This window comes from Alicycliphilus sp. T452 (assembly GCF_054512775.1).
Genome location: NZ_JBTNEH010000001.1, coordinates 235,923 through 260,067, shown reverse-complemented (window position 1 = coordinate 260,067; position 24,145 = coordinate 235,923). Strand labels below are relative to the sequence as shown.

The window sequence follows — 24,145 nt, the reverse complement described above, 5'->3', positions numbered from 1 at the left end:
GCCACAGGGGGTTGTTTCACGTCAGTAGCCCCTGGGCATCTTCAGCTCGTGGTTGGCCACGTAGTTCAGCAGCATCTCTTCGGAAACCGGCGCGAAGCGGAACAGGCGGCAGTCGCGCCACAGGCGCTCCACATGGAACTCCTTGGCATAGCCCATGCCGCCCATGGTCTGCATGGCGCGCTCGGTGGCGCGGGCCACGGCCTGGGCGGCGATCAGCTTGGCCGCGTTCGCCTCGTTGCTGTAGGGCAGGCCCATGTCGAAGTTGGTCGCGGCCTTGTAGTTCAGTAGGCGCGCGGACTGCACCTCCACATGGCACTGCGCCAGCGGAAACTGCAGGCCCTGGTAGGCGCTGATGGGGCGCTCGCCGAACACCTTGCGGTCGTTGGCATAGTCCACGGCCAGCTTGATGGCCAGTTCGCCCGTTCCGACCAGGCCCGCCGTGGTCACCATGCGCTCGGTGTTGAGCACGTCGAGCAGTTCGCGCCAGCCCTTGTGCAAGGTGCCGATGAGCTCGTCGGGCTCCACGCGCACGTCGTCGAAGAACACGCTGCTCGAATCCAGCGTGCAGGTGCCCAGCTTGTCGATGGGGGTGTGGGTCAGGCCTGCGCGCCGCACGTCGATCATGAACATGCTCAGGCCGTCGGTGCGGGACTCGGCGTCCTGCAGCTTCTTGGTGCGGGCAATCACGAGCATCTTGTCGGCCGACTCCACGCCGGTGATCCAGATCTTGCGGCCGTTCAGGCGCCAGCCGTCCCCGTCGGCGCTGGCGAAGGTCTTGATCTCCAGCGTGTTGGTGCCGGCGTCGGGCTCGGTCAGCGCCATGCAGAAGTTCATCTCGCCGCTGATGATCCTGGGCAGCAGCTCCCGCTTCATTTTCTCGTTGCCGAAGCGCGAGATCGACACGCCGCCGAAGATCGGGTTGATCATGAACAACTGGCCCACGGTGGAGCCGCCGCCGGTGGCCGACAGGGCTTCGACGATCAGCGTCATCTCCATCATGCCCAGGCCGCTGCCGCCATGCTCCTCGGGCAGGGCGACGCCGGCCAGGCCGGCCTCGCACACGGCCTTCCAGTACGTCTTGGGGAAGGCCTTGTCGGCGTCGTGCCTGCGCCAGTATTCCAGGCCGAAGCGCTCGCCGATCTGGCGGGCGGTTTCGATCATCATGCGCTGTTCGTCGTTGAGTCGGAAGTCCATGGTGCTTGTCTCTCTCTTCGGTAGGTGCCCGGGCGCTGGCGCGGTGATCGCGCCGGGCGGGATTTACTCGGGCTGGATGCCGGCGCTCTTGGCCAGCGCCTTCCAGTGCGCGATGTCCTGCACCAGGAACTGCTGGGACTGGGCGGGGGTGTCGCCGACGGGCTCCAGCCCCTCGCTGCTCAGCCACTTGCGCATCTCGGGCGATTCCAGGATGGCGACCACCTCTTTGTTCAGGCGCTCCACCGTGGCGGCCGGGGTCTTGGCCGGCACGTACAGGCCGTACCAGACGGCGGCGTCGAAGCCCGGCACCCCCGCCTCGGCCACGGTCGGCATGCCGGGCCACAGGTCGGAGCGCCGGGCCGTGGTCAGGGCCAGGGCCTTCATCTTTCCGGCCTCGGCATACTTCCTGGCGGTGGACAGCGGGTCGATGACCATCTGCACCTCGTTGCCCATCAGGGCCGTCAGCGCGGCGCTCGCGCCCTTGTAGGGCACATGGGTGAGCGGCGCCTTGGCGGCCGCCTTGAAGTACTCGGAGGCGAAATGGACCGACGTCCCCATGCCCGGCGTCCCGAAGTTCACCTTGCCGGGGTTGGCCTTGGCATAGGCCACCAGCTCGCCCACGTTCTTCACGGGCAGGTCGTTGCTCACCAGCAGCGCGAACGGGCCGCGCACCACGGTGGTCACGGCCGCCAGGTCGCGCGTGACGTCGTAGGGCAGCCTGGCCTTGATGGCCGGTTCGGTGGCGATGGCGCCGCTGTGCAGCAACAGGGTGCTGCCGTCGGCATCCGCGCGCACCGTGGCCTCGGTGCCGATGGCGCCGCCGGCGCCGGCCTTGTTGTCCACGATCACCTGGCGCCCCAGGCGTTCACCGAGCTGCTGGGCCAGCTTGCGCCCCAGGATGTCGGACGTGCCGCCGGCCGAGTACGGCACGATGATGCGCATCTGCTTGGACGCGGGAATGTCCTGGGCGTGCGCCGGTGCGGCCCACAGCGCGACGGCGGCGGCCACCACGCCCATGCTCTTGCTGAAAAAAGTGCTCATGCTTGTCTCCTGCTTCGATGTGATGCGGCACCGGGTGCGATGGCACCTCTAGTCGTGCGCTTTCCCTGAAAAAAACTCCGTCCCTGCTCAGACTCAGATGTGCAAGGCCCTTCCATAGGCCGCCAGCACGGCTTCGTGCATGGCCTCGCTCAAGGTGGGATGCGGGAACACGGTCTCCATCAGTTCGGCTTCCGTGGTTTCCAGCGTCGCCGCCAGCGTGTAGCCGTGCACCAGCTCGGTCGCCTCCGGGCCCACAAGGTGGGCGCCCAGCAGTTCTCCGGTGGCGGCATCGAACACGGTCTTGACGAAGCCGGCGGCCTCGTCGATGGCGATGGCCTTGCCGTTGCCCTCCAGCGGGAACCTGCCCACGCGCACCTCCCCGCCGCGCTGGCGCGCCTGCGCCTCGGTCAGGCCCACGCCGGCGCTTTGCGGATGGCCGTACACGCAGGCCGGGATGGGTGCGCGGTGCTGCGCCCCCTGGCGCAGGCCGGCGATGTGCTCCACGCAGGCGATGGCCTCATGGCTCGCCTTGTGCGCCAGCATGGGGGCGCCGGTGACGTCGCCGATGGCATGGATGCCGGGCTCGGCCGTCGCGCCCCAGTCTGCAACCCGGATCAGGCCTTGCTCCACGGCGACGCGTGTCCGCTCCAGCCCCAGGCCATCGACATTGCCGGCCAGGCCCACCGCCACCAGCACGCGCTCGGCCTGCAGCTGCTGCGCCGCCCCGCCCTGCTCCACCGTCAGGTGCACGCCGTCCGCCCGCACCTGCCCCTGCTGCAAACGGGCGCCGACCAGGAAGCGCACACCGTCCCTGGCCATGGCCTGCTGCACAAAGGCGCTCACCTCCTCGTCGCTGGCCGGCAGCACGCGCGGCGCGGCCTCGACCACGGTCACCTCGGTGCCCAGCGCGGCATAGAAGCTGGCGAACTCCATGCCGATGGCCCCGGCCCCCACCACCGCCAGCGAGCGGGGCAGCGACCGCGCGGACAGCGCGTCGCGGTAGCTCCACACGCGGTCGCCGTCGAACGGCAGCATGGGCAGCTCGCGCGCCCGCGCGCCGGTGGCGACGATGGTGCGGGCCGCCCGCAGCAGCTGCGGCCGGCCCTGGGCGCCGGCGACCCGCACCTGCCCCGCGGCCGGGATGCTGGCCGTGCCCATGAACACGCCGACGCCGGCTTTCCCGAGCAGGTGGGCCACGCCACGGTTGAGCCGCTGCGAGACCTGGCGCGAGCGCGCCACCAGCTTGCCGAAGTCCACCTCGGGCGCGGACACGGTGATGCCCAGGGCCCCGGCGTGGCGGATCCGGCGCAGGGTGTCGGCCGCATGCAGCAGCGCCTTGGTGGGAATGCAGCCCCAGTTCAGGCAGATGCCGCCCAGGCTCTCGCGCTCCACCAGCGCGGTGCGCAGGCCCAATTGCGCGGCACGCAGCGCGGCCACGTAGCCGCCGGGGCCGCCGCCGATGACGACAACGTCGAAGTCCTGTGTCTGCGCAGCCATCACGTCACCAGCAGTCCCATGGGTTGCGACAGGGCCTGCACCACCTGCTTGAGGAACCTCAGGCCGGTGACGCCGTCGAGCACGCGGTGGTCGGCGGACAGCACCATGCCCATCTCGCGGCGGATCTCGGGCTGGCCGTTCGCGCCGGGGCGGAACACCTCGCGGATGCTGCCCACGCCCAGGATCATCGACTGGCCCGGGTTGATGATGGAGGCCATGTAGGTCACGTCGTGCATGCCGGCGTTGGAGACGGTGATCGCCCCGCCCTGCATCTCGGCGGCGCTCAGGCGGCCGGCCTGGGCGCGGGCGATCAGCTCGCCCGCCTGCTGCGCGATGCCGCCCAGCGACTGCCGGCCCACGTCGCGCAGCACGGGCACCAGCAGGCCCTTGCCGGTGTCCACGGCCATGCCCACGTCGGAATGCGCCAGGCTCAGGATGCCCTCGTCCGTCCACACACGGTTGACTTCCGGCATGGCCTGCAGCGCCTGGCCCACGGCGGCCAGCACGAAGTGGTTCAGGGTCAGCCTGCGGTGCGACTGCGCGGCATTGATCTGGGCGCGCAAGGCCAGCACGGCGCTCATCTCGGCCTCCACCGACAGGTAGAAGTGCGGCACCTGCTGCTTGGCCGCCGTCAGGCGCTGCGCCACGGTCTGTTCCAGCGGGGTCGGCGCGCGCAGCGTGCCCTGCGCGGCACTCGCCGGCGCCACCGCAGCCGGCGCGGGCTCCGGCCCGGCCTGCGCCTTGGCGAGCACGTCCCTGGCGCGGATGCGGCCGCGCGGGCCGGAACCCGCGACCGCGGCCAGGTCCACGCCCTGCCGGGCCGCCAGGCGGCGGGCCAGCGGGGTGACGGGAATGCGCGCGCCGCCCGCAGCGCCGGCAGGCACGGCCGCGGGCTGCGCGCGGACGGCGGCAGCCGGCGCGGCTTCGCCGGCCTGGCCGTCGTCCCAGTAGCCGATCACCGTGCCGCACGGTAGGGTCTGTCCGGCCTGGGCGGTGGCCTCCAGCAGCACGCCGTCGGCTTCGGCGCCGATCTCATTGGCGGCCTTCTCCGACTCGATGACGAACAGCCCCTGGCCCGCCTTGAAGGCTTCGCCGGGCTGGACCATCCATTCGACCAGGACGCCCTCGGACATGGTCAATCCGAGCTTGGGCACCAGAAGTTCGCGGCGCATGGCTCACGCCCCGGTGAACTGGGCCGGGCGCTTTTCCAGGAAGGCGCTGCAGCCTTCGTGGGCGTCGCGGCTGTCGAGCACCAGGCCGATCATGGCCTGCTCGTGCGCCAGCGCCGCGCCCAGCGGCATCTCGGCGCCGTCGCGCACGGCGCGCTTGAGCAGCTTGAGCGTGAGCGGCGACTTCTGGGCGATCTGGCTGGCCAGGGCCATGGCCTCCTGCATCAGTTGCGCGCGCGGCACGGCGCGGTTGCACAGGCCGAGCTCGACGGCCTGCGCGGCGGTGATCTGGGCGCCGGTGAACATGAGCTCCTTGGCGCGGCAAAGCGGCACCTGGCGGATGAGGCGCTGCGAGCCGCCGGCGCCCGGGAACAGGCCCAGGGTGATCTCGGGCAGGCCCAGCCTGGCCTCTTCGGCCACCAGGCGGATGTCCAGCGTCAGCAGCAGCTCGGTGCCCCCGCCCAGGGCCCAGCCGTTAATGGCGCCGATGGTGGGCTTGTCCGACACCTCGAAGCGGCGGAACACGCGGTGGATCACCTCGGCGAATTCCTCGTAGTGACGCAGGCCCTGGCGGCTGTTCAGGTCGGCGATGTCGCCCCCGGCCACGAAGGCCTTGTCGCCGGCGCCGGTGATCAGGATCACGCGCACGCCGTCGTCGCGCTCCAGCTCGGTGAGCGCGGCTTCCAGCGCCAGCAGCGTGGGGGTGTCCAGGGCATTGAGGGTTTTCGGACGATTGATGGTCAGCACGCCCACGGCGCCCTGGCGCTCGCACAGGATAGGGTTCAGTTCTTCGGACATTCGGGGTCTCCTTCGGTCTTTCTTCTCAGGCCAGCGTCTTGCGCACGGCGTCGATCACACGCTCCGCGGTGACCACGTAGCCTTTTTCCAGCGAGCTGGCGAATGGCGCGGGCATGAACGGCGCCGCCACGCGCAGCACGGGCGCGTCCAGCTCGTCGAAGCCTTCGTCGGCGATGGTGGCCACGATCTCCGCGCCCACGCCGAAGGACTGCACCGCCTCGTGCACCACCACGGCGCGGTGGGTGCGCGACAGCGATTCCAGAACGGCGGCCTTGTCCCAGGGCTGGATGCTGCGCAGATCGATCACCTCCACCTCCACACCATCCTTGGCCAGTTGCTCGGCAGCCTGCAGGCATGTGGAAACGGTGGCGCCATAGGTCACCAGCGTCGCGTCGCGGCCCGCGCGGGCAATCCGTGCCTGGCCGATGCGGGCGCCCTGCGCGGTATCCACCGGCCCCTTGCTTGCGTACATGCCCTTGTGCTCGATGAACATCACCGGATCGGGGTCGGCGATGGCGGCGCGCAGCAGGCTGTAGGCGTCCTGCGGCGTCGCCGGGCACACCACCTTCAGGCCCGGGACGTGGGCCAGCCATGCCTCCAGGCACTGCGAATGCTGGGGGCCTGCGGAGAGGCCGCCGCCATGGGGCGTGCGCAGGACCATGGGCACGGAGCCCTGGCCGCCGAACATGTAGCGGGCCTTGGCGGCCTGGTTCACCAGCGCGTCCATGGACAGGGTGATGAAGTCCATGAACATGATTTCCACCACCGGCTTCAGCCCGGTCAGGGCCATGCCCACGGCCGCCGAGGCGATGGCCGATTCGGAAATCGGCGTGTCGATGACGCGCTCGGCGCCAAAGGCGTCGAGCAGCCCCCGCGTGGCCTTGAACGCGCCGCCGGCATGGGCCACGTCCTCGCCCATCACCACCACGGAGGGGTCCTGCTCCATGCTGTCGCGCAGGGCCTGGGCGACCGCGTTCACATAACGCATTTCAGTGGCGATGGTCATTGGGCAACCTCCTGCACGGTCTGGGTGTAGACGTCCTGGATGGCGCGCTCCAGCGTGGGCAGCGCGTCGGCGCGCGCGGCCTCCACCGCGGCATCGACCTGCGCGGCGACCGCCTGGTCGATGCCGACGGTGTCCACGCCCATGGCCTGCAGCCGGGCGCCTGCGGCGGCCAGGGGGTCGTGCGCGTGCACCGCCTCCAGCTCGCCGGCATCGCGGTACTTTTGCGCGTCGCCCTCGAAGTGGCCACGCACGCGGGTGGTCATGCACTCGAGCACGAAGGGACCGTTGCCCGCGCGCAGCCGGGCGCCTGCCTGCTCGGCCGCGTCGGCCACGGCCAGCACGTCGTTGCCATCCACGCCGGCATAGCCGACGCCGAATGCGGCGGCCAGTTTTTCCAGCCGGGCGGCGAACTGGCGCGCCGTGGGGGAGAACTCGGACCAGCCGTTGTTCTCGCACACGAGCAGCAGCGGGCATTTCCACAACGCAGCCATGTTCAGCGTCTCGTGCAGCACGCCCTCGGCCATGGCGCCGTCGCCGAAGAAAGCCACGGCCACGCCGCCGGTCTTGCGCGCCTGGTGCGCCAGCGCGCTGCCCAGGGCGATCGGGATGCCGGCACCCACGATGCCATTGGCACCCAGGATGCCCAGGCCCAGGTCCGCCACGTGCATGGAGCCCCCGCGGCCCTTGCACAGGCCGCCTTCGCGGCCCATGATTTCCTTCATGAAGCCGTTCACGTCCATGCCGCGGGCCAGCACGTGGCCGTGCCCCCGGTGGGTGGTGGCGAGCGAATCCTGCGGCCGCAATGCGCTGGCGACGCCGGCGGCCACGGCTTCCTGGCCGATGCTCAGGTGGATGAAGCCCGGCACTTCGCCGTTGGCGAACAGGCGCGTCAAGGCCATTTCCACGTGGCGGATCAGGCTCATGGTTCGATAAAGCGCCTGCAGGCGCTGGGGCGCGGCCACCCCTCGGTGCTTACTGGTACTCATTGGGTAACCTCCGTGCTTCGCACTGCGGTGCGAGCCCCCTTCGGAACGGCCGGGCGGGGGCTCATGCCATGTCTCCTCGTGCGGCAGGGCTGCCGGCGCCCAGGGCGACGGTGCCGACGATGCGGTCGCTGCCGTCCTGGCCGCGCACCCAGATGTCGTAATGGCCCGGCGCGGCCTCGCTGGGTTGGCCGCCGGCCGTGACCACGTCGCCGATGTGGACGGGTTTGATGAAGCGCACCTGCAGGTCCAGGTCGGCCAGGGCCTGGGCGCCGAAATTGCGCTGCAGGCATTGCCAGACGAGGCACAGCGACAGGGTGCCGTGCGCGATGGGGCGGCCCATCGGGGTCGTGGCGGCGAATTGCGCGTCGACGTGGATGGGGTTGAAGTCGTCTGTCAGCTCGGCATAGGACCAGACGATCTCTTCGGTGACGGCCAGGCTGGCGGTCTGCAGTGCGGTGGCGGTGTTCATGGCCGGTGCTCCTGGTTCATGCCGCCCAGATCAGGCTGATCACGCCATCGAACAGGGGGCGCCCCCCCTGGCCCGTGCCGTGCACCCGCAGGTCAACGTAGCGGCGCTCGCGGCGCATCTCCTTGTGCGCGCAATGCACGGTCACGCGGATGGCCTCGCCGCACTGCGGCAGGCCGCGCATGCGCAGCTGCTGCCGGGCGTGCACGTTGCCTGGCGGGCGCGGCGTGACCGCGTGCAGGTAGGCGCGCATCATGTTGACCACGGCCATGCTGGCGCTCTCCGCCGCGTCATTGGCGCCGTCCCCGGGCTGGTGGCCGAAGATGGCCTGCCAGCGCCGGGCCTGCTGCGCGTCGTAGACCTCGACGCGCTCGCCCATCAGGGCGCCGGGCTGGAAGTCCTCGAACAGGATGGGGGCGGCGCTCATGCTGCGGCCTCCACGACGGCTTCGACCACGGGCAGGGCCATGCCATGCACGTCCTGGAAGCCGATGCGCACGCGGGCGCCGATCGCCAGGCCGCCGCGGCAATGCGGCAGCGCATTGGCCATGACGCGAAAGCCCTCATCCATGTCCACGATGGCGATCACGTAGGGCACCATGTCCTTGAAGGCGGGCAGCGGGGCACGGTGCACGGTGGTGAACGTCAGGAGCGTGCCGGTGCAACGGGAATCCTTCCAGTCCAGCCGGCTGCTCTGGCATCGTTCGCAGAGGCTGCGGGGAATGCGCTGCACGTGGCCGCAGCCGGCGCAGCACTGGTAGCGCAAGGCGCCGGCGGCCGCGCCGTCCCAGTAAGCCCGGGTCTGCGCATTGGGGCGGGGCAAGGGGTAGCTGGTCATCGTCATGTCAAACTCCCAGCACCAGGGAACAGTGGGCGGACAGGATGCCGCCGTCGCCATGCACGAAGGCCAGCCTGGCGTGCGGCACCTGGCGGGCTTCGGCCCTGCCGCGCAGCTGGTGCACGGCCTCCACCGCATGGAACATGCCGCCGGCGGCGCCCGAGTGCGCATACGACATCAGGCCCCCATGGGTGTTGCAGGGCAGCCTGCCGCCCAGGCCCAGCTCGCCCGCCGCGGCCGCGATGCCGGCCTGGCCGCGCTCGAAGAAGCCTATGGACTCCAGCTCCACCGCCAGGGTGATGGTGAAGGAGTCGTAGATCTGCGCCACGTCGATGTCGCCGGCCGTCACGCCGGCGCGGGCGAAGGCCGTGGCGGACGAAGCCTTGCAGCCAAAGTCCACCAGGCTGGGGGCGGCCACGATGTGCTCATGCGTGTGGCCCTGTCCGGCGCCCAGGATCTCGACCGCCTTGCCACGCGTGTCGCGGGCCGCGGCGCGGCTGCTGACGACGAGCGCCGCGCCGCCATCGGAGATCAGGCAGCAGTCCAGCATGTGCAGCGGGTCGGCGATCATGCGGGAGTTCAGCACCTGCTCCACCGTGATGGGCTCGCGCTTGTGGGCCTTGGGATGCCGGCCCGCATGGCGGCGGTGCTCGACGGCAATCGCCGCCAGCTGTTCGGACGTCACGCCATATTGGTGCATGTAGTGCCTGGCCACCAGCGCATAGGAGGCCGGCACGCTGATGCCGAACGGGCGCTCGAACTGCGGGTGGCCCACTTCGGACAAGGCCGCCACGGCACCGTCGCGCGACATGCCGGTGAGCCGGTTGTCGCCCGCCACCACCAGCACGTGGCGGCACTGGCCGCTGGCGACCAGCGCCGCCGCCTGCATCACCATGATGCAGGCGCTGGCGCCGCCGGCCTGGATGGCCAGGCAGGTGCCGGGGTGTATGCCCAGGTATTCGCAGAACACCGAGGCCAGCATCAGGTGCGGCTCGGTGAAGGAGTACGCGCACAGCACGCCATCGATGTCGGAGAGCTGGAGGCCCGCATCGGCCACCGCGCCCATCGCCGCCTCGGCGTGCAGCCCCATGCAGCTGCTGCCCGGCAGCTCGCCGACGGCCGTGTCGCAGGCCCCCGTGATGAATGCATCCATCGTCATGGCTGCTCAGGGCTTGAAGCCCAGGTCGCGCGCGATGATGTTGCGCTGGATGTCGCTGGTGCCTTCGCCGATCACGTAGACAAAGGCATCGCGGTGGATGCGGCCCACCGGGTACTCGCGCATGATGCCGGCGCCGCCATGGATGCGGATGGCCTGCTCGCTCACCTTCAGGGCGGTTTCGGTGGCGATCAGCTTCACCTTGGCGGCGGTGGCCGCGTCCAGCCGGCCCTGGTCGACCAGCCAGGCGCCGTAGTACACCATCCAGCGCGCGGCCTCGATGTCGGCGGCCATGTCGGCCAGCCTGTGGGCCACGGCCTGGTAGTCGCCGATGCGCTTGCCGGCCACGATGCGGTCGTCGGCGAAAGCCTTCGCCGCATCGAACGCGGCGCGGGCCATGCCCAGCGCGTTGGCGGCCACGCCGACGCGGTTCTCGCTCAGGCACTCCAGCAGCAGCGGGTAGGTGCCCGTGCGCTCCCCGACCAGGCAATCGTCGGGCACGAAGGCATCCTCGATGTGGATCAGCGCGGTCTCGGAGCCGCGGATGCCTTCCTTGCGCAGCTTGTGGATGTCGAAGCCCTTGTGCGGCAGCTCGACGATGAACAGACTGATGGCATCGGGCTTGAGCTGCGGCGACGTGCGCGCTGCCACCATCAGGAAGTCGGCGATGGGCGCGTTGGTGATGTAGAGCTTGCTGCCGCCGAGCTTCCAGCCGCCAGGCACTTTCTCGGCCCTGGTCTTCATGGCGCGGATGTTGGAGCCGCCATCGGGCTCGCTGAGCGCGAAGCCGGCAATCCTGTCGCCCGCCAGCGCCGGCCTGAAGAAGCGCTCCTTCTGGCTTTCGGTGCCGATCTTCCAGATGGGCCAGATCGACAGGTGCGTCTGCGCCGACCAGCTGGTGGCGAAGGCCTGGCTCATGTAGCTCAGCTCCTCGCGCACGATGCAGTCGCTGACCTTGTCCATGTCGCTGCCGCCATCGGCCGCGGGGTAGCGCACGCCCAGCAAGCCCAGCTCGCCCCAGCGCTTGAACACCTGTTTCGGAAAGTGTTCGCTTTCTTCGGCCGCCTCGACCAGCGGAGCCAGTTCTTCACGGCACAGACGGCGCACCGTGTCGCGCACCGCCTCGTGCTCGGCGGAAAAGGAGAAGTTCAGGCTCATATGATTTTCGTAAAAATATTCTGTATCGAGAATTTATACAAACAACAATTCTCAAAATATAGGTATTTACCCTGGTTTTTTGGAAGAAATATCCTTGTTTAATTCTTTTGTTATTTTTTTATTCTCAATAGAGAACAGGATGCCAGATGCAAGCACCAGGAAGAAGCGCCTCGGAGCGCGCCCCCCATCGCCTTGAAGCGCTGCTCAACGCGCGCAGCGTGGCCGTCATCGGAGCCAGTGCCGACCCGGCCAGGATCTCCGGCAGGCCGATTGCCTACATGCGCGCGCGCGGCTATGGCGGCGCCATCTACCCGGTGAATCCCGGGCGCACCGAAGTGCAGGGCCTGCGCTGCTATCCGAGCGTCGCGGCCATCGGCCGCCCCGTGGACCTGGCGATCATCGGCACCGCGGCGGCCCACGTGGAAGGCGCGGTGCGCGAGGGCATCGCCGCCGGCGTCAAGGCCTTCGTGGTGTTCTCGTCGGGCTTCGCCGAACTGGACGAAGCGGGCCGCGCCCTGCAGGCGCGCCTGACGGAGCTGGCCAGGCAGCACGACGTCGCCATCGTCGGCCCCAACTGCCTCGGCGTGGCCAACAGCCGCTGCGGCCTGCTGGCCACGTTCACCACGGCGCTGGAGAGCCATGCGCTGCAGCCCGGCGGCTTCTCGTTCGTCAGCCAGAGCGGTGCCCTGGGGGCGTATTGGATGGACATCATCCTGCGCAGCGGCATTGGCTTCAGCCAGTGGATCACCACCGGGAACGAGTGCGACGTGGACGCGGCGGAAGCCATCGACTTCCTGGTCTCCGACCCGGACACGCGCGTGATCGGCCTGTACATCGAGGACATCCGGCGCATCGGCGCCTTCCGGGCCGCGCTGGAGCGGGCCGCGCGCGCCGGCAAGCCGGTGATTGCCATCAAGGCCGGCAGTTCCAGCGCCGGGGCCGCGGCGGCGGCCTCCCACACCGGCGCGCTCGCGGGCGACGACGCCCTGTACGACGTCTGCCTGCACCAGCACGGGGCGCTGCGCGTGCGCAGCCTCACCGAGATGATGGATGCCGCCCGGCTGCTGCTGCACGACGCGGCGCCGCGGGGCCCGCGCCTGGCGGTGATGACCGTCTCGGGCGGCGCGGGCGTGCTGATCGCGGATGCCTGCGAGCCGCTGGGGCTGGAGCTGCCCCGGCTCAGGCCCGAGGTGACGCAGGCCCTGGTGCCGGTGCTGCCCAGCTTCGTGCACCCCGGCAACCCGCTGGACATCACCGGCAACGTGCTGCAGGACACGCCCATGATCAGCCGCGCCATGCAGTGCCTTGCGGCCGACCGGAAGACCCACGGCATCGTGCTGTTCATCGGCATGATGCACAGCATCGCCGACGCCTTCGTGCAGGCGCTTTCGCAGGCGCGCGCCCAGGTGCACTGCCCCATCGCCGTGATCTGGGTGGGGGCCATGGAGAGCAGCATCCAGGCGCTGGAAGCTGCCGGCATCCCGGTGTTCCTGGACATCCCGCAGGCCATGCAGGCCATGGCCCGCTGCCTGCAGATGCAGCGCGACCGCGCACGCATCGTCCAGCGTGCCGAAGCCCCCGCTGCGCCCGTGGCGGCGGACAACGGCCAGTCCCTGCCGACGCTGTCGGAATGGGACGGCAAGCAGCTGCTTGCCGGGCAAAAGAGCGTGCACATCCCCAAGGGCTGGCTGCTCCAGGCCGGCGGCCCGCGCCCCGCGGCGGGCCTGCCCTACCCCGTCGTGGCCAAGCTCCAGTCGCCGCAGCTGCTGCACAAGAGCGATGCCGGCGGCGTGCTGCTGCGCATCCAGGACGACCGGGCGCTGCAGGAGGCCGTGGAACGCCTGTACCAGGTGGGTGCCGGGCTGGGCATCCCGATCCAGGGCGTCCTGGCGGAGCAGATGCTGCCCTTCGACCATGAGCTGCTGCTGGGCCTGCGCCGCGACCCGCGCTTCGGCCCGGTGCTGACCCTGGCGCGCGGCGGCGTCGAAGCCGAGCTGGACCCCGACGTGGCCAGCCTGCTGCTGCCGGCGACCGTCGAGGACATCGCGCAGATGCTGGGCCGCCTGCGCTGCTTCAAGCTGCTGCAGGGCTTCCGGGGCAGGCCGGGGGTGGATGTCGCGGCATTGGCTCGCAGCATCGCCGGCCTGTGCGGATGGTTCATGGAGCAGCCGCTGCGCGAGCTGGAGATCAATCCGCTGGCCGTCAAGGGCGACCAGGCGTGGGCCCTGGATGCCCTGGTCACGCCCCTGGCTCCCGGCTGACCAAGCCACGCACCAGGGTCCCGTGCCAGCTGAACGCGGCTCGTATCGCATACTTCGCCGTACCGCGCCGTTTTCACGCTTTCTCTCACATGACTGATACACCACCCCCCGACAAACTGGTGGGGGCACTGAGTTCCGGCCTTAGGGTCCTGCGTTACCTCGCCAGCTCCTCCACCCCCTTGGGGGTCACGCGCATCGCCAAGGACCTGGGCCTCAATGCCAGCACCTGCTTCAATCTGCTCAAGACCCTGGTGCATGAGCGGCTGGTGACGTTCGACGAATCCACCAAGACCTACAGCCTGGGCCTGGGCCTGGTGGAGCTGGCCAGGGGTTCCCTGGAAAAAGCCTCCTACGTGCGGATGATGCGCCCCCATCTGCAGGAGCTCGCCGAGCGCCACAACATCACCACCACGTTGTGGCAGCTCGCGCACGACGACCGGGTCGTGCTGGTGGACTTGGCGGAAAGCAGCTCGGCGCTGCGCGTCCACATGAGCATCGGCCAGCGCCTGCCCATGTACATCGCGGCCCTGGGGCGCTGCATGGCGGCCCACTCCAACCTGTCCATGACGGAAATACGCCGCAAGGTCAGCGAACTGCGCTGGGAAGACGGCCCCAGCTTCGACACCTACATGCGCGAAGTCGAGGAGGTCCGCCAGCATGGCTACGCCGTGGACCACGGCAACTACGTCAAGGGCGTGATCACCGTGTCCTCCCCGATCCTGGACTTCCAGCGGCGGCCGCTGATGGCCGTGAGCGCCGTCGGCTTCGGCACCCAGTTCTCGCAGAGATCGCTGCAGGCGCTGTGCGAAGACCTGCGGGAACGCTGCCGCGAGGCGACGCTCGCGATCTCCGGGGGGGCCGTGCAGAAGCTGTGGGAAAGCGACACGCGGCCCCTCCCGCCCCTCCGCTGAACGGCCTGGGAACCAGGCGCTCCGGCCTGGAATCCAACCAGTTGCCGCGGCGGACCTGTGCCGAGGCAGGAGGTACAGCCATGAAACAAGTCAAGCATTGGCAGGACCCGCTCAACGCATTGTTGGGCGCCTGGTTGGCCCTGTCGCCCTGGGTGCTGGGGTATCAGGACCAGATGGCCCCCATGGCCAACGGCATCGCCATCGGCCTGGCGCTGATCGCCGCGTCGCTGGGAGCCATCTTCGTCCCGCGCGCGTGGGAGGAATGGACCGAGGGCGCGCTCGGCCTGTGGATGGTCGTCTCGCCCTGGGCCCTGGGCTTCAGCATGCACATGGACGCGATGCGCAACGCCGTGGCCTCGGGCATCGTGATCCTGGTTCTGGCCCTGTGGGTGCTGGCCACCGACAAGGACTACAGCGCGTGGATGCGTCACGGCGCAGCCCATTGACGCCGGGCACGGCACAAACCGCCTGCGGGCCAATGCCGGTCGGTTGATCGCCGAGTGGCATTGGCTGCCGGCGGGCCTTCTTTTTTATAGCTGCCAGCGCTCGCCAGCCATTGGTTTCAAATGCTTTCATGCCGTGAATCCATACACGGCACGCGCAAGCAGCTATCAAAATAGATGGCTTCCGCGCAGGCGCCGCACCTCAGTGCCCCAGTCGGTTGGGGCTGACGATCTCCCACTTCTGCATGTGCCGATACACCGTGGCGCGGCATAGCCCCAAGCTGCGCGCGGTCTCGGTCACATTCCACTGGTGAGCCTGCAGCGCCTGCAGCAGCGAGGCGCGCTTGCCCGGCTCCTCATCGGCACCGCTCTTCGCACAGGCCTGCGCCTCCACCCCGCCCAGCGACAGCATGCGCTCGGGCGGCAGCACAGGCGGCTGGCCGCCATGGACTTCGGCCGGCAGATGTTCGGGGCCCACGGCCTCGCCGCCGCTCAGCGCCATCGCCGTGCGCAGCACGTTCTTCAGCTGCCGGATATTGCCCGGCCAGTCGTGGCGCAGCAACAGCAGGCGCGCGGCCTCGGTGATGGCCACGGCGCGGCCGTAGAGCTGCTGGCCGTCCTCGCGCAGCAGGCTTTCGATGAGCGCGCCCTTGTCGGCGCGGTCGCGCAGCGCGGGCAGTTCCAGCGTGACGCTGTTGAGGCGGTAGTACAAGTCCAGCCGGAACTGCCCCTGGGCCACCATCCCGCGCAGGTCGCGGTGCGTGGCGCAGATCAGCTGCACGTCGACGGCGACGGGCTGCTCCGAGCCCAGCGGCGTCACCTCGCGCTCGGCCAGCACGCGCAGCAGCCTCGTCTGCATGGCCTGCGGCATGTCGCCGATCTCGTCGAGGAACAGCGTGCCGCCATGGGCCTGGGCGATCTTGCCGCGCGCGCCCTTGGCCCGGGCGCCGGTGAACGCGCCCTCGCGGTAGCCGAACAGCTCGCTCTCGATCAGGGTTTCGGGAATCGCCGCGCAGTTGACCGCCACGAAGGGCCGGGCCCGGCGCGCGCTGGCCTCGTGCATGGCCTTGGCAAAGGCCTCCTTGCCCGAGCCGGATTCGCCATGCAGCAGGATCGCCAGCCCCTTGTCGAGCACGCGCAGCGCCTGCCGCGCATTGGTCTGCATCTGCGGGTCGTGGCCGGCAATGGCCTGCAGCGCATCCGCGCCCGCCATGGAGGGCGATGCCTGCGCCGGTGCCGCGGACGGCCGCCGGCGCGGTGGCCGCACGAGCGCAAAGCACTGCGTTCCGGTCGGCAGGTGGCGCATCGCCAGCGGATAGCCGCCCTGCCGCGCCGCGTCGGCCACCTGCTCGAAACGGTGGTCGAACACCTCTTCGACGCTGCGGCCCAGGGCCGCGACCAGCGCGCCCTGCTCGCGCAGCGACTGGCTGATGGCCACGATCCGGCCCGCCTCGTCGAGCACGACCATGCCGTCGGCCGAGACTTCGAGAAAATCGCGCCGCCGCGCGAGCTTGAGCACATGGTGGTGCTCGAACTCGTGCAGGAAGTTCGCATCCTCGACCATGCGGGCCGCGGACTGCACCATCTGCAGCACCAGGTGCTGGCTGCGCCGGTCGTCGGGCGACTCCATCGCCGAAGCGTCGAGCACCGCCAGCGGCCGCCCGTCGGGCGCGAAGATGGGCACGGCGCTGCAGGTCAGCGTCTTGTTGGGCGCGCGGAAATGTTCCGCATGGTGCACGGTGATGGCCCGCTGCTCCAGGTTCGCCAGCGCCACCGCGCAGGTGCCCTCCTTCTCCTCGGTCCAGCAGCTGCCCAGCCACAGCCCGGCGCGCCGCCAGTCCTGATCGAACAGGGGGTTGCCGATGAAATCCACCGCCACGCCCAGCGTGTCGGCCAGCAGCACCACATAGCCCGCGTCGCGAATCTGGCCGAACAGCGCCTCCATGCCGCCGCGGGCGATGCGCATGAAACACGCCATGGGCTCGCGATGGTCCTTGAGCGCGGAGGTGGTCAGCACGCGCGGAGGTTCGCCGCGCCCCGGGTCCAGCCGGTGCAGCTCGAAAGAGCGCAGCCACGAGCGCTCGATCAGCGCGACATCGGCCGGGGCGCCGTCAGAAGGCTTCGAGGTGTTCCATGGCATCGTCTGTCTCCATTCGCCTCGCGCTCATCGGCCGAGGTCGGACCTGCATGGGGTGAGACGCCTGCCGCTGGCTGGCCGCGGCACCCGTTTCACACTTGCGCATGATAGTCCTCAGGCGCCCGCACGGGGCTCCAACATCGACCCTGAGGCCGCCTGTGCCGGTCCGGGGCTTGAAGAGACAAGGCAGGCAGTCGGCACGCCCGTTGCCGGCCCTTCCATCCACTCGGCCAGCAGCTGCACCAGCGCGGCGGGCCGGTCCGCATGCAGCCAGTGGCCGGCATCCGCCAGTTCCACGATGCGCGAGCGCGGAAACAGCCTTCGTATCGTGTTTTCATGCCGCGGCAACACATAGTCCGAAGTCCCGCCGCGCACGAACAGGGCCTCCACGGCACTCGACGACCGCAGCAGCCCGGGCGCAAAGCCCAGCAGCTGCGGCATGGAGCCGCCTATGCCCAGCCAGTGGATGCGCCAGGCCAGATGCCCGTCCCGCCAGGCCAGGTTCTGCAACAGCATGGCCCGCAGCCGGGCCGAAGGCACGAAGCGTTCGAGCTGCCGGTCGGCGTCCTTCCGCGAACGGGCCGCCGCCAGGTCCAGCCGCAACGCGGCGCAGACCAGCGCCGAGAAATGGTCGTGGTAGGTTGCCGGCGCCATGTCGAGCACGGCCAGCGCCTCGGTGCGCCGCGGGTGCAGCAGCGCAAAGGCCATGGCCACCTTGCCGCCCATGCTGTGGCCGGCGACGCGGGCCCGCGCGATGCCCTGGGCATCGAGCAGCTCGCGCAGGTCCTCCGCCATTTCCTGGTAGCCCATGGCATCGGCATGCGGCGACAGGCCGTGGTTGCGCAGGTCCACCGCCAGCACGCGCGAGTGTGCCGACAGCGGCGCCGCGATGTGGTGCCACTGCGCGGCGCTGCCGAACAGGCCGTGCAGCAGCACCAGCGGCGCCCCGGCGTCTCCGCCGCCGGGGTAGTCGCGGCAGGACAGCTTCACGCCCTTCCCTCTTTCACAGCTCGCGCCGCTGCATGGCCCCTGCGATGTGCTCCGCCTGCCGGATCGCCAGCGCCACGATGGTCAGCGTGGGGTTGGCCGCCGAGCTGGAGGTGAACTGGCTGCCGTCCGAGATGAACAGGTTCTTCACGTCGTGCGCCTGGCCCCATCGGTTGACCACGCCGTCGCCGGCCCTGGCGCTCATGCGGTTGGTGCCCATGTTGTGGCTGGCCGGATAGGCCGGCATGTCGATCACGCGCGTGGCGCCCACGGCTTCGGACAGTTTGCGCCACTGCACCAGGCCGTGGGCGGTGATCCTGTCGTCGTTGGCGTGGTAGGTCTTGGTCACGATGGGCACGGGCAGGCCGTACTGGTCCTTCTCCGTGGGGTGCAGCGTGATGGAGTTCTGCTCGCGCGCCAGGTCCTCGCCGCAGACCCAGACGCAGCTCATGTGGTCGTACATCTCCAGGGCCGAGGCGAAGTCGCGCCCCCAGCCGCCGGGCTTCATGAACGCCGCCGTATACGGCAGGTGCAGGGCCAGGCCTTCGAGGTAGTAGCCGCCGACGAAGCCGCGCCTGGTGTCCAGCGGCACCTCGTCGGCCACCACGGCCGCGATGTCGAAGCCGCGGTACATGTAGACGGGCCCCTTGTGGATGGACACCGCCGCCGCCGTGGCGTGGTTCATGTAGTTCCTGCCCACCTGGCCCGAGGAGTTGGCCAGGCCGTTCGGGAACAGGTTCGAGGCCGAATTCAGCAGCAGCCGCGGCGATTCGATGGAGTTGCCCGCCACGCAGACCACGCGCGCCTTCTGCAGCTGCCTGCGGCCCTTGCCGTCCACATAGAGCACGCCGTTGGCGCGGCCCTGCCTGTCGTGCTGGATCTGCAGCACCATGGACTCGGGCCGCAGCTCGACATGGCCGGTGGCCTGCGCGCGCGGCACCTCGGTGTAGAGCGTGGACCACTTGGCGCCGATCTTGCAGCCCTGCATGCAAAAGCCGATCTGCTGGCAGCCCGGGCGGCCGTCATAGGGCTGGGAATTCGAGGCTGCCGGCCGCACGATGTTCTTGTAGCCCACCTTCCTGGCACCGGCCTCGATCACCTTGTAGTGGTTGTTGGGCGGCATCGGCGGCAGGCCGCTGGCCTTGGTGCCCGCCACGCCCATCTTCTTCTCCGCCAGCTCGTAGTACGGCTCCAGCTCGGCCAGGGTGATCGGCCAGTCGAGCACATTGGCCCCTTCGATGGCGCCGTAGGTCGTCCGGGTGTGGAAGTCGTGCTCCTGGAAGCGCAGGGCCACGCCGGACCAGTGCACCGTGGAGCCGCCCACGCCCTTGACGATCCAGGCCGGCAGGTTCGGGTAGGTCTGGGTGTGGTGCCAGCCGCCGGCCGAGATGCGCTTGTCCAGCCACGAGATCTTGTTGAACATCGCCCATTCGTCGTTCTCGAAGTCATCGGGCGTGTAGTGCTTGCCTGCCTCCAGCAGTACGCACTTGACGCCGCGCTGGGCCAGCTCGTTGGCCAGCGTGCCGCCGCCGGCACCCGAGCCGACGATCACGACGACGCTGTCGTCATGGAGGGAAAACCGGGTTTGGTCTGCCATATGAATGTCTCCTTCGCCACTGCCTGGGCCGTCACAGCCAGTTGATGTCGTCAAAGCCGCGGTGCAGGTAGCCGCCCTTCTGCCACGACGAGCCCTCGTAGCCGAACAGCGGCCACAGCTTCTTGTTGTTGTAGAGGCCGGTGACCAGATCGCCCTGCACCTTCTTGAAGAACGGCGTGCTCTCGATGTCCTTGAGCAGCGCCACGCGCTCGTCCTCGGTCTTCACCTCGGCATAGGGCGTGCCATGGCGCTGCCGGGCGCGCCGGTCCAGGTCCTGCACGCCCTCGCCCAGCAGCGTCCTCACGCCCTTGTCCTTCATGGCCGCGGCGTCATACGGCGCCACGGCATCGAGGTAGAAGCCGTCGGCCAGCCTGTCATGCGGGTAAAGGTCGCGCGCCATGCGCACCAGGGTCTTGCCGGTGGCGGCGCCCAGGTGGCGAAAGCTCTGCCGGGCCGCCACATCCTTGCCGGCCGCGATGCCGGCCGCGGGAATGACCGCGATGCCGATGGCCCCGAGGCCGCCGCCGCGCAGAAAGCCGCGGCGCTGCAGCGTGGGCCGTTTGTCCAGCACCCGCATGGTGCCGGGGGCAAGGTTGTCGTTCAGGTTTTTCATCGTCGTGTCTCCGTCGCTTTATGGGTTGTGAAATCTCAGTCGGGGCGTTCAGCGGCTCACATGGGGCAGGCCTCCTGTTCCAGCGCGGCCTGCAGCGCAAGCTCCAACCGCTGCGCGCATGCCTGCCCATCGAAGTGCACGGCCAGTTCGGCGGCGCTGACGGTGGTGGCCGCCAGGGTCCGGGCATCGGCCCCGTCGCGACCCAGGGCATCGCACATCAGCCGCCACGGCGACGGCTGCAACAGCACGCCGCCAACCAAAAGCACGCCGCTGGCACGGCGCACCTGGGCCAGGCCGGCGATCTTGCGGCCCCGGGCCAGCACCTCCCAGGGGGACAGGCCGCCAAAGCAGGCCCAGTCCACCGCCATGCGCTGCGCGGGCTGCATGGCGCGCAGTGCCTCGGGCGCCAGCGCCTGTGCGTCCACGCCGCCCTGCTGCAGCACCCGGGCGATGGCCTCGCCCAGCCAGCGGTAGCTGGCCACCAGGCCCTGGCGGGCCAGCGGATGGTCCGGCGGCAGCGCCACCGACAGGCCCAGCATCCACGGCCCGGTCAGCACCGCGCCGCCGCCGGACTGGCGCAGCAGCACTTGCACCTGGCTGCCTGCCTGTGCCAGCAGCCGCCGCTGCGAGCAGCCGAGCACGACGACCGGCTCCCGGTAGCGCCAGAGGCGAAAGCACGGCACCGTCACCGGCTGCGCGAGCTGCTGCTCATTCCACAGCTGTTCGCGCACGGCCTCGGGCGGCGTCAACGATGGGAGCGGTGCGGTCATGGCCTGCCCGACAGCGAATCGGGAGCTTCGAGATAGGTCTTCACGGCCCGCAGGAACTGCGCGGCCGGATAGCCGTCGATGGCCCGGTGGTCGAACACCAGGGTCAGCGTCGTCATTGCGGCCGCGCGCAGTTGCCCGTCCCGCACCACGGCGCGTTCGCGCACGCTGCTCACGCCCAGGATCCCCACCTGCGGCGGGTTCAGCACCGGCGTGAACCAGTCGATGCCCGTCATGCCCAGGTTGGTGACCGTGAAGGTCGCCCCCTGGTAGGCCTTGGGCGGCAGCTGGCCGGCGCGGGTGCCGGCCGCCAGCGCGCGCGTTTCCTGGGCGAGCTGCGCCACCGGCTTGGTTTCGGCATCGCGGATCACCGGCACCATCAGCCCCTCGTCCAGCGCCACGGCCAGGCCCAGGTGCACGGCGCTCTGGCACTCGACCACGTTGTCCTTGAGCAGCGCGTTCATGCGCGGGTGCGCTGCCAGCGCCAGCGCCGTGGCGCGCAGCACGCAGGCGGTGATGGTGGGCTTCGCATCGCCCTCCCCCACGGGCTGCGCACGTAGCCAGGCCTGGCAGGCCGAGACATCGGCATCGACGCCCATGGCCACGCGCGGCGCCTGCCAGCCCAGGGCCATGTTGCGCGCGATGGCTCCGCGCAGGCCCTTGAGCGCAATGCTGGCGCTGCCGGTGCCCGCCTCTGCCACGGCGGCGCTCATGCCAGCGTGCCCAGGCTCTGGCCGGGCTTGAAGGTGCCTTCGGCCGGAACGAGGATGGCCTCGATCACGCCGTCGGCGGGCGCCAGCACCTCGTGGCTGGACTTGACCACCACCACGCTGGCCACCGGCTGGCCGGCCTTGACGCTGTCGCCCACCTTCACCAGCCAGTCCTCGACCAGGGCCTCGGTGCCGGGCTCCACGTCCTGCCAGGCGTCTTGCGAAAGGATGATGTCGGTGCTCATGCGGGTGCTCCTTCGAGCTGCGGCGCGGCCGCCAGCTGCCGCGCGGCGGCGACGATGGCATCGACCTGGGGAATGACGAACTGCTCCAGCGGGCGGCTGTAGGGAATGGGCACATCGGGCACGGCCAGGCGCCTGACCGGGGCCTTGAGGCGCACGCTGTCGAGGTTCTCGGCCACCAGCGCGGCGATCTCGCCCGACAGGCCGAAGCTCAGGTAGTCCTCGTCGGCCACCAGCAGGCGGCCGGTCTTGCGCACCGACCTGAGCACCGCCTCGCGGTCCAGCGGCACGATGGTGCGCAGGTCAATCACCTCGGCCTGGATGCCGGCCTGCGCCAGCTGTTCGGCGGCCAGCAGCGACTTCTGCACCATCTGGCTCAGCGTGACGATGGTCAGGTCGCCGCCCTCGCGCACCACCTTGGCCTGGCCGAAGGGGATGGCGTACTGCTCCTCGGGCACCTCGTTGGTGCTGCCCTCGAAGTACGACATCCACGGCAGGCCCATGATGCCCTTGTGGTACAGGAAGACCACGGGGTTGTCGTCGCGGATGGCCTGGGTCATCAGGCCCTTGGCGTCGCAGGCGTTGGACGGCACCACCACCTTCATGCCCGGCATGTGGGCGAAGGTCGCGTACAGGCACTGCGAGTGCTGGGCCGCGTCGTTGTAGCCGCCGCCTATGGCCGACATCAGCACCATGGGCAGCTTGATGTTGCCGCCGGCCATGTAGATGTTCTTGGCCATGTGGTTGTAGATCATGTCCATGCACACGCCGAAGAAGTCCACGAACATCAGCTCGGCGATGGGCCGCATGCCCTCGGCCGCCGCGCCTATGGCCGTGCCGATGAAGGCAGTCTCCGAGATCGGCGTGTCCATGATGCGGTCCTTGCCGTGCCTGGCCAGCAGGCCGCCGGTGGCGCCGAAGATGCCGCCGTACTTGCCGATGTCCTCGCCCATCACGAATACGTCGGGGTTGCGTTCGATTTCCTGGCCGATGGCTTCCGACACGGCCTGGGCCATGGTCAATTTGCGGGTTGTCATGCTGGTCTCCGAAGTTCTGGGGGCGTTAGCAGAAGACGTGCAGCAGCGCGTCCTCGGGCTTGGGGTACGGGCTGCTGCGGCCGTACTCATAGGCCTCGGCGATGCGGGCGCTGACGCGCTGGCGCAGCGCCTGGTCGGCCGCGTCGTCGAGCAGGCCGGCGCGGCGCAGGTGCTCGGCGAGGCGCGGTATGGGGTCGTTCTTGCGCAACTCGGCCGCCTCGCCCTTGGGGCGGTAGGTCTCCGGGTCGCCCTGGAAGTGGCCCAGGTAGCGGTCGGTCTTGACCTCGATCAGCGTCGGCCCCTCGCCGCGGCGCGCACGCTCGACGGCCACGCCGGCCGCCCCGTAGACGGCGAGCGCATCGTTGCGGTCCACCAGCACGCCGGGCATGCCGTAGGCGGCGGCGCGGTCGGCGTTCCAGGCCACCGAGGTGGACTCGCTCTTCTCCACCGAGATCGCGTACTTGTTGTCCTCGCAGACGAAGAGCACCGGCAGCTTCCACAGCGCCGCGAGGTTCATCGACTCGTGGAAGGCGCCCTGGTTGGTCGCGCCCTCGCCGAAGAAGGCCACGGCCACCCAGTCCTTGCCGCGCTTCTTCGCGGCCAGCGCCGCCCCGCAGGCCGGCGGCATGCTGGCGCCGATGATGCCGCTGCAGCTGAACTTGTGCGCCGGGTCGAACAGGTGCATGTGTCCGCCCTTGCCGCGGCCCAGGCCCGTGTCCTTGCCGAACATCTCGGCCGTCATGGGATTGAGCGGCACGCCCTTGGCGATGGCGAAGTGGTGCGGGCGGTGCGAGCCGACCACGGTGTCCTCGTCATGCAGATGGGCGCACACGCCCACCGCCACGGGCTCCTGCCCGGCAGCCAGGTGCATCTCGCCCGGCACGGGGCCGGAGCCGATGTCGAAGGCCAGCCCTTTCTGGATATGCGGCGGCAGCTTGCCTTCCATGTAGACCCGGGCCATGGTCTCTTCGTATTCCCGGATCTCGATCATCTTCTCGTACATCCACAGCTTGCGCTCGTTGCTTGGATTCATGGCGATGTCTCCGTCTGTCGTTGGGTACCGGCCCGCCGGATGAACCGGCCGGGCCATGGATGAGCGCGACCGCGCCCATGCCTCTCCCAGCGCAAGCGG

The 24,145-nt window shown here is 69.7% G+C and carries 24 protein-coding genes; 3 read left to right on the top strand and 21 right to left on the bottom strand.

Annotation, left to right across the window (positions count from 1 at the left end; genetic code table 11):
* Nucleotides 1-21 precede the first annotated feature (21 nt).
* The 12 genes from ACX12L_RS01225 to ACX12L_RS01170 all read right to left on the bottom strand — a co-directional run bounded on the left by ACX12L_RS01225 (nucleotide 22) and on the right by ACX12L_RS01170 (nucleotide 11,308).
* Nucleotides 22-1,194, bottom strand: a complete 1,173-nt coding sequence (locus ACX12L_RS01225; RefSeq protein ID WP_103044659.1) for an acyl-CoA dehydrogenase family protein — start codon at nucleotides 1,192-1,194, stop codon at nucleotides 22-24.
* Nucleotides 1,195-1,257: 63 nt separating this feature from the next.
* A complete protein-coding gene (locus ACX12L_RS01220) occupies nucleotides 1,258-2,235 on the bottom strand; it encodes a tripartite tricarboxylate transporter substrate-binding protein (protein WP_103044660.1) in 978 nt (325 codons plus the stop codon).
* A 93-nt stretch (nucleotides 2,236-2,328) separates the two neighbouring features.
* Nucleotides 2,329-3,732 carry a dihydrolipoyl dehydrogenase gene (gene lpdA / locus ACX12L_RS01215; protein ID WP_103044661.1) on the bottom strand — a complete coding sequence of 468 codons (1,404 nt, stop codon included), beginning with the start codon at nucleotides 3,730-3,732 and terminating at the stop codon, nucleotides 2,329-2,331.
* Nucleotides 3,732-4,904, bottom strand: coding sequence for a dihydrolipoamide acetyltransferase family protein (locus ACX12L_RS01210; RefSeq protein ID WP_459260928.1), 1,173 nt, complete (start codon nucleotides 4,902-4,904; stop codon nucleotides 3,732-3,734). The genes lpdA and ACX12L_RS01210 overlap by 1 nt, the downstream gene beginning before the upstream one ends.
* Before the next feature lie 3 nt (nucleotides 4,905-4,907).
* Nucleotides 4,908-5,699, bottom strand: a complete 792-nt coding sequence (locus ACX12L_RS01205; RefSeq protein ID WP_459260927.1) for an enoyl-CoA hydratase/isomerase family protein — start codon at nucleotides 5,697-5,699, stop codon at nucleotides 4,908-4,910.
* A gap of 25 nt (nucleotides 5,700-5,724) precedes the next feature.
* Nucleotides 5,725-6,705: a pyruvate dehydrogenase complex E1 component subunit beta gene (locus ACX12L_RS01200; RefSeq protein ID WP_103044664.1), complete on the bottom strand. Its 981-nt coding sequence runs from the start codon at nucleotides 6,703-6,705 to the stop codon at nucleotides 5,725-5,727.
* Nucleotides 6,702-7,691, bottom strand: a complete 990-nt coding sequence (locus ACX12L_RS01195; RefSeq protein ID WP_459260926.1) for a thiamine pyrophosphate-dependent dehydrogenase E1 component subunit alpha — start codon at nucleotides 7,689-7,691, stop codon at nucleotides 6,702-6,704. The genes ACX12L_RS01200 and ACX12L_RS01195 overlap by 4 nt, the downstream gene beginning before the upstream one ends.
* 61 nt (nucleotides 7,692-7,752) lie before the next feature.
* On the bottom strand, nucleotides 7,753-8,160 hold the full coding sequence (locus tag ACX12L_RS01190) for a MaoC/PaaZ C-terminal domain-containing protein (protein WP_103044666.1): 408 nt from the start codon (nucleotides 8,158-8,160) through the stop codon (nucleotides 7,753-7,755).
* Between the two features lie 16 nt (nucleotides 8,161-8,176).
* A complete protein-coding gene (locus tag ACX12L_RS01185) occupies nucleotides 8,177-8,584 on the bottom strand; it encodes a hypothetical protein (protein ID WP_103044667.1) in 408 nt (135 codons plus the stop codon).
* The gene (locus tag ACX12L_RS01180; protein WP_459260925.1) at nucleotides 8,581-9,000 is read right to left on the bottom strand and encodes a Zn-ribbon domain-containing OB-fold protein; all 420 of its coding nucleotides are present in this window, start codon (nucleotides 8,998-9,000) and stop codon (nucleotides 8,581-8,583) included. The genes ACX12L_RS01185 and ACX12L_RS01180 overlap by 4 nt, the downstream gene beginning before the upstream one ends.
* Before the next feature lies 1 nt (nucleotide 9,001).
* The gene (locus ACX12L_RS01175; protein ID WP_103044669.1) at nucleotides 9,002-10,153 is read right to left on the bottom strand and encodes a thiolase C-terminal domain-containing protein; all 1,152 of its coding nucleotides are present in this window, start codon (nucleotides 10,151-10,153) and stop codon (nucleotides 9,002-9,004) included.
* 6 nt (nucleotides 10,154-10,159) lie between these two features.
* Nucleotides 10,160-11,308, bottom strand: a complete 1,149-nt coding sequence (locus ACX12L_RS01170; protein WP_103044670.1) for an acyl-CoA dehydrogenase family protein — start codon at nucleotides 11,306-11,308, stop codon at nucleotides 10,160-10,162.
* 146 nt (nucleotides 11,309-11,454) lie between these two features.
* On the opposite strand from ACX12L_RS01170, the gene ACX12L_RS01165 reads away from it, so the two are divergent.
* The 3 genes from ACX12L_RS01165 (at nucleotide 11,455) to ACX12L_RS01155 (ending at nucleotide 14,926) form a co-directional block, all read left to right on the top strand.
* On the top strand, nucleotides 11,455-13,569 hold the full coding sequence (locus ACX12L_RS01165) for an acetate--CoA ligase family protein (protein WP_459260924.1): 2,115 nt from the start codon (nucleotides 11,455-11,457) through the stop codon (nucleotides 13,567-13,569).
* 89 nt (nucleotides 13,570-13,658) lie between these two features.
* A complete protein-coding gene (locus ACX12L_RS01160; RefSeq protein WP_103044672.1) occupies nucleotides 13,659-14,480 on the top strand; it encodes an IclR family transcriptional regulator domain-containing protein in 822 nt (273 codons plus the stop codon).
* Between the two features lie 80 nt (nucleotides 14,481-14,560).
* Entirely contained in the window at nucleotides 14,561-14,926 is a 366-nt protein-coding gene (locus ACX12L_RS01155; protein ID WP_103044673.1) for an SPW repeat domain-containing protein, read from the top strand.
* Nucleotides 14,927-15,125: 199 nt separating this feature from the next.
* Here the strand turns inward: ACX12L_RS01155 and ACX12L_RS01150 are convergent, their stop codons facing one another.
* The 9 genes from ACX12L_RS01150 to ACX12L_RS01110 form a co-directional block, all read right to left on the bottom strand.
* Nucleotides 15,126-17,063 (bottom strand): sigma-54-dependent Fis family transcriptional regulator, encoded by a 1,938-nt coding sequence (locus tag ACX12L_RS01150; RefSeq protein WP_459260923.1) that lies wholly within the window; start codon nucleotides 17,061-17,063, stop codon nucleotides 15,126-15,128.
* A gap of 111 nt (nucleotides 17,064-17,174) precedes the next feature.
* Complete coding sequence (locus tag ACX12L_RS01145) at nucleotides 17,175-18,050, bottom strand: alpha/beta fold hydrolase (RefSeq protein WP_459260922.1); 876 nt, start codon at nucleotides 18,048-18,050, stop codon at nucleotides 17,175-17,177.
* A gap of 13 nt (nucleotides 18,051-18,063) precedes the next feature.
* Complete coding sequence (locus ACX12L_RS01140) at nucleotides 18,064-19,644, bottom strand: GMC family oxidoreductase (protein ID WP_459260921.1); 1,581 nt, start codon at nucleotides 19,642-19,644, stop codon at nucleotides 18,064-18,066.
* A 31-nt stretch (nucleotides 19,645-19,675) separates the two neighbouring features.
* Nucleotides 19,676-20,257 carry a gluconate 2-dehydrogenase subunit 3 family protein gene (locus tag ACX12L_RS01135; protein WP_459260920.1) on the bottom strand — a complete coding sequence of 194 codons (582 nt, stop codon included), beginning with the start codon at nucleotides 20,255-20,257 and terminating at the stop codon, nucleotides 19,676-19,678.
* Between the two features lie 56 nt (nucleotides 20,258-20,313).
* Nucleotides 20,314-21,027 carry a lipoyl protein ligase domain-containing protein gene (locus ACX12L_RS01130; protein WP_103044678.1) on the bottom strand — a complete coding sequence of 238 codons (714 nt, stop codon included), beginning with the start codon at nucleotides 21,025-21,027 and terminating at the stop codon, nucleotides 20,314-20,316.
* Nucleotides 21,024-21,737 carry a 2-oxo acid dehydrogenase subunit E2 gene (locus tag ACX12L_RS01125; RefSeq protein ID WP_459260919.1) on the bottom strand — a complete coding sequence of 238 codons (714 nt, stop codon included), beginning with the start codon at nucleotides 21,735-21,737 and terminating at the stop codon, nucleotides 21,024-21,026. The genes ACX12L_RS01130 and ACX12L_RS01125 overlap by 4 nt, the downstream gene beginning before the upstream one ends.
* Nucleotides 21,734-21,979, bottom strand: a complete 246-nt coding sequence (locus ACX12L_RS01120; RefSeq protein WP_013519166.1) for a biotin/lipoyl-containing protein — start codon at nucleotides 21,977-21,979, stop codon at nucleotides 21,734-21,736. Before ACX12L_RS01120 ends, ACX12L_RS01125 begins: the two co-directional genes overlap by 4 nt.
* On the bottom strand, nucleotides 21,976-23,013 hold the full coding sequence (locus tag ACX12L_RS01115) for an alpha-ketoacid dehydrogenase subunit beta (protein ID WP_459260918.1): 1,038 nt from the start codon (nucleotides 23,011-23,013) through the stop codon (nucleotides 21,976-21,978). Before ACX12L_RS01115 ends, ACX12L_RS01120 begins: the two co-directional genes overlap by 4 nt.
* 25 nt (nucleotides 23,014-23,038) lie before the next feature.
* A complete protein-coding gene (locus ACX12L_RS01110) occupies nucleotides 23,039-24,046 on the bottom strand; it encodes a thiamine pyrophosphate-dependent dehydrogenase E1 component subunit alpha (RefSeq protein WP_459260917.1) in 1,008 nt (335 codons plus the stop codon).
* Nucleotides 24,047-24,145: the final 99 nt, after the last annotated feature.

Bases quoted from the DNA above. Each gene is read 5' to 3' on its own strand.
- ACX12L_RS01170 (WP_103044670.1), bottom strand. From the start codon at position 11,308: ATGAGCCTGAACTTCTCCTTTTCCGCCGAGCACGAGGCGGTGCGCGAC.
- ACX12L_RS01140 (WP_459260921.1), bottom strand. From the start codon at position 19,644: ATGGCAGACCAAACCCGGTTTTCCCTCCATGACGACAGCGTCGTCGTG.
- ACX12L_RS01190 (WP_103044666.1), bottom strand. From the start codon at position 8,160: ATGAACACCGCCACCGCACTGCAGACCGCCAGCCTGGCCGTCACCGAA.
- ACX12L_RS01225 (WP_103044659.1), bottom strand. From the start codon at position 1,194: ATGGACTTCCGACTCAACGACGAACAGCGCATGATGATCGAAACCGCC.
- ACX12L_RS01115 (WP_459260918.1), bottom strand. From the start codon at position 23,013: ATGACAACCCGCAAATTGACCATGGCCCAGGCCGTGTCGGAAGCCATC.
- ACX12L_RS01180 (WP_459260925.1), bottom strand. From the start codon at position 9,000: ATGACGATGACCAGCTACCCCTTGCCCCGCCCCAATGCGCAGACCCGG.
- ACX12L_RS01130 (WP_103044678.1), bottom strand. From the start codon at position 21,027: ATGACCGCACCGCTCCCATCGTTGACGCCGCCCGAGGCCGTGCGCGAA.
- ACX12L_RS01150 (WP_459260923.1), bottom strand. From the start codon at position 17,063: ATGCCATGGAACACCTCGAAGCCTTCTGACGGCGCCCCGGCCGATGTC.
- ACX12L_RS01155 (WP_103044673.1), top strand. From the start codon at position 14,561: ATGAAACAAGTCAAGCATTGGCAGGACCCGCTCAACGCATTGTTGGGC.
- ACX12L_RS01125 (WP_459260919.1), bottom strand. From the start codon at position 21,737: ATGAGCGCCGCCGTGGCAGAGGCGGGCACCGGCAGCGCCAGCATTGCG.
- ACX12L_RS01220 (WP_103044660.1), bottom strand. From the start codon at position 2,235: ATGAGCACTTTTTTCAGCAAGAGCATGGGCGTGGTGGCCGCCGCCGTC.
- ACX12L_RS01160 (WP_103044672.1), top strand. From the start codon at position 13,659: ATGACTGATACACCACCCCCCGACAAACTGGTGGGGGCACTGAGTTCC.
- ACX12L_RS01175 (WP_103044669.1), bottom strand. From the start codon at position 10,153: ATGACGATGGATGCATTCATCACGGGGGCCTGCGACACGGCCGTCGGC.
- ACX12L_RS01135 (WP_459260920.1), bottom strand. From the start codon at position 20,257: ATGAAAAACCTGAACGACAACCTTGCCCCCGGCACCATGCGGGTGCTG.
- ACX12L_RS01165 (WP_459260924.1), top strand. From the start codon at position 11,455: ATGCAAGCACCAGGAAGAAGCGCCTCGGAGCGCGCCCCCCATCGCCTT.
- ACX12L_RS01200 (WP_103044664.1), bottom strand. From the start codon at position 6,705: ATGACCATCGCCACTGAAATGCGTTATGTGAACGCGGTCGCCCAGGCC.
- ACX12L_RS01195 (WP_459260926.1), bottom strand. From the start codon at position 7,691: ATGAGTACCAGTAAGCACCGAGGGGTGGCCGCGCCCCAGCGCCTGCAG.
- ACX12L_RS01205 (WP_459260927.1), bottom strand. From the start codon at position 5,699: ATGTCCGAAGAACTGAACCCTATCCTGTGCGAGCGCCAGGGCGCCGTG.
- ACX12L_RS01210 (WP_459260928.1), bottom strand. From the start codon at position 4,904: ATGCGCCGCGAACTTCTGGTGCCCAAGCTCGGATTGACCATGTCCGAG.
- lpdA (WP_103044661.1), bottom strand. From the start codon at position 3,732: ATGGCTGCGCAGACACAGGACTTCGACGTTGTCGTCATCGGCGGCGGC.
- ACX12L_RS01120 (WP_013519166.1), bottom strand. From the start codon at position 21,979: ATGAGCACCGACATCATCCTTTCGCAAGACGCCTGGCAGGACGTGGAG.
- ACX12L_RS01185 (WP_103044667.1), bottom strand. From the start codon at position 8,584: ATGAGCGCCGCCCCCATCCTGTTCGAGGACTTCCAGCCCGGCGCCCTG.
- ACX12L_RS01110 (WP_459260917.1), bottom strand. From the start codon at position 24,046: ATGAATCCAAGCAACGAGCGCAAGCTGTGGATGTACGAGAAGATGATC.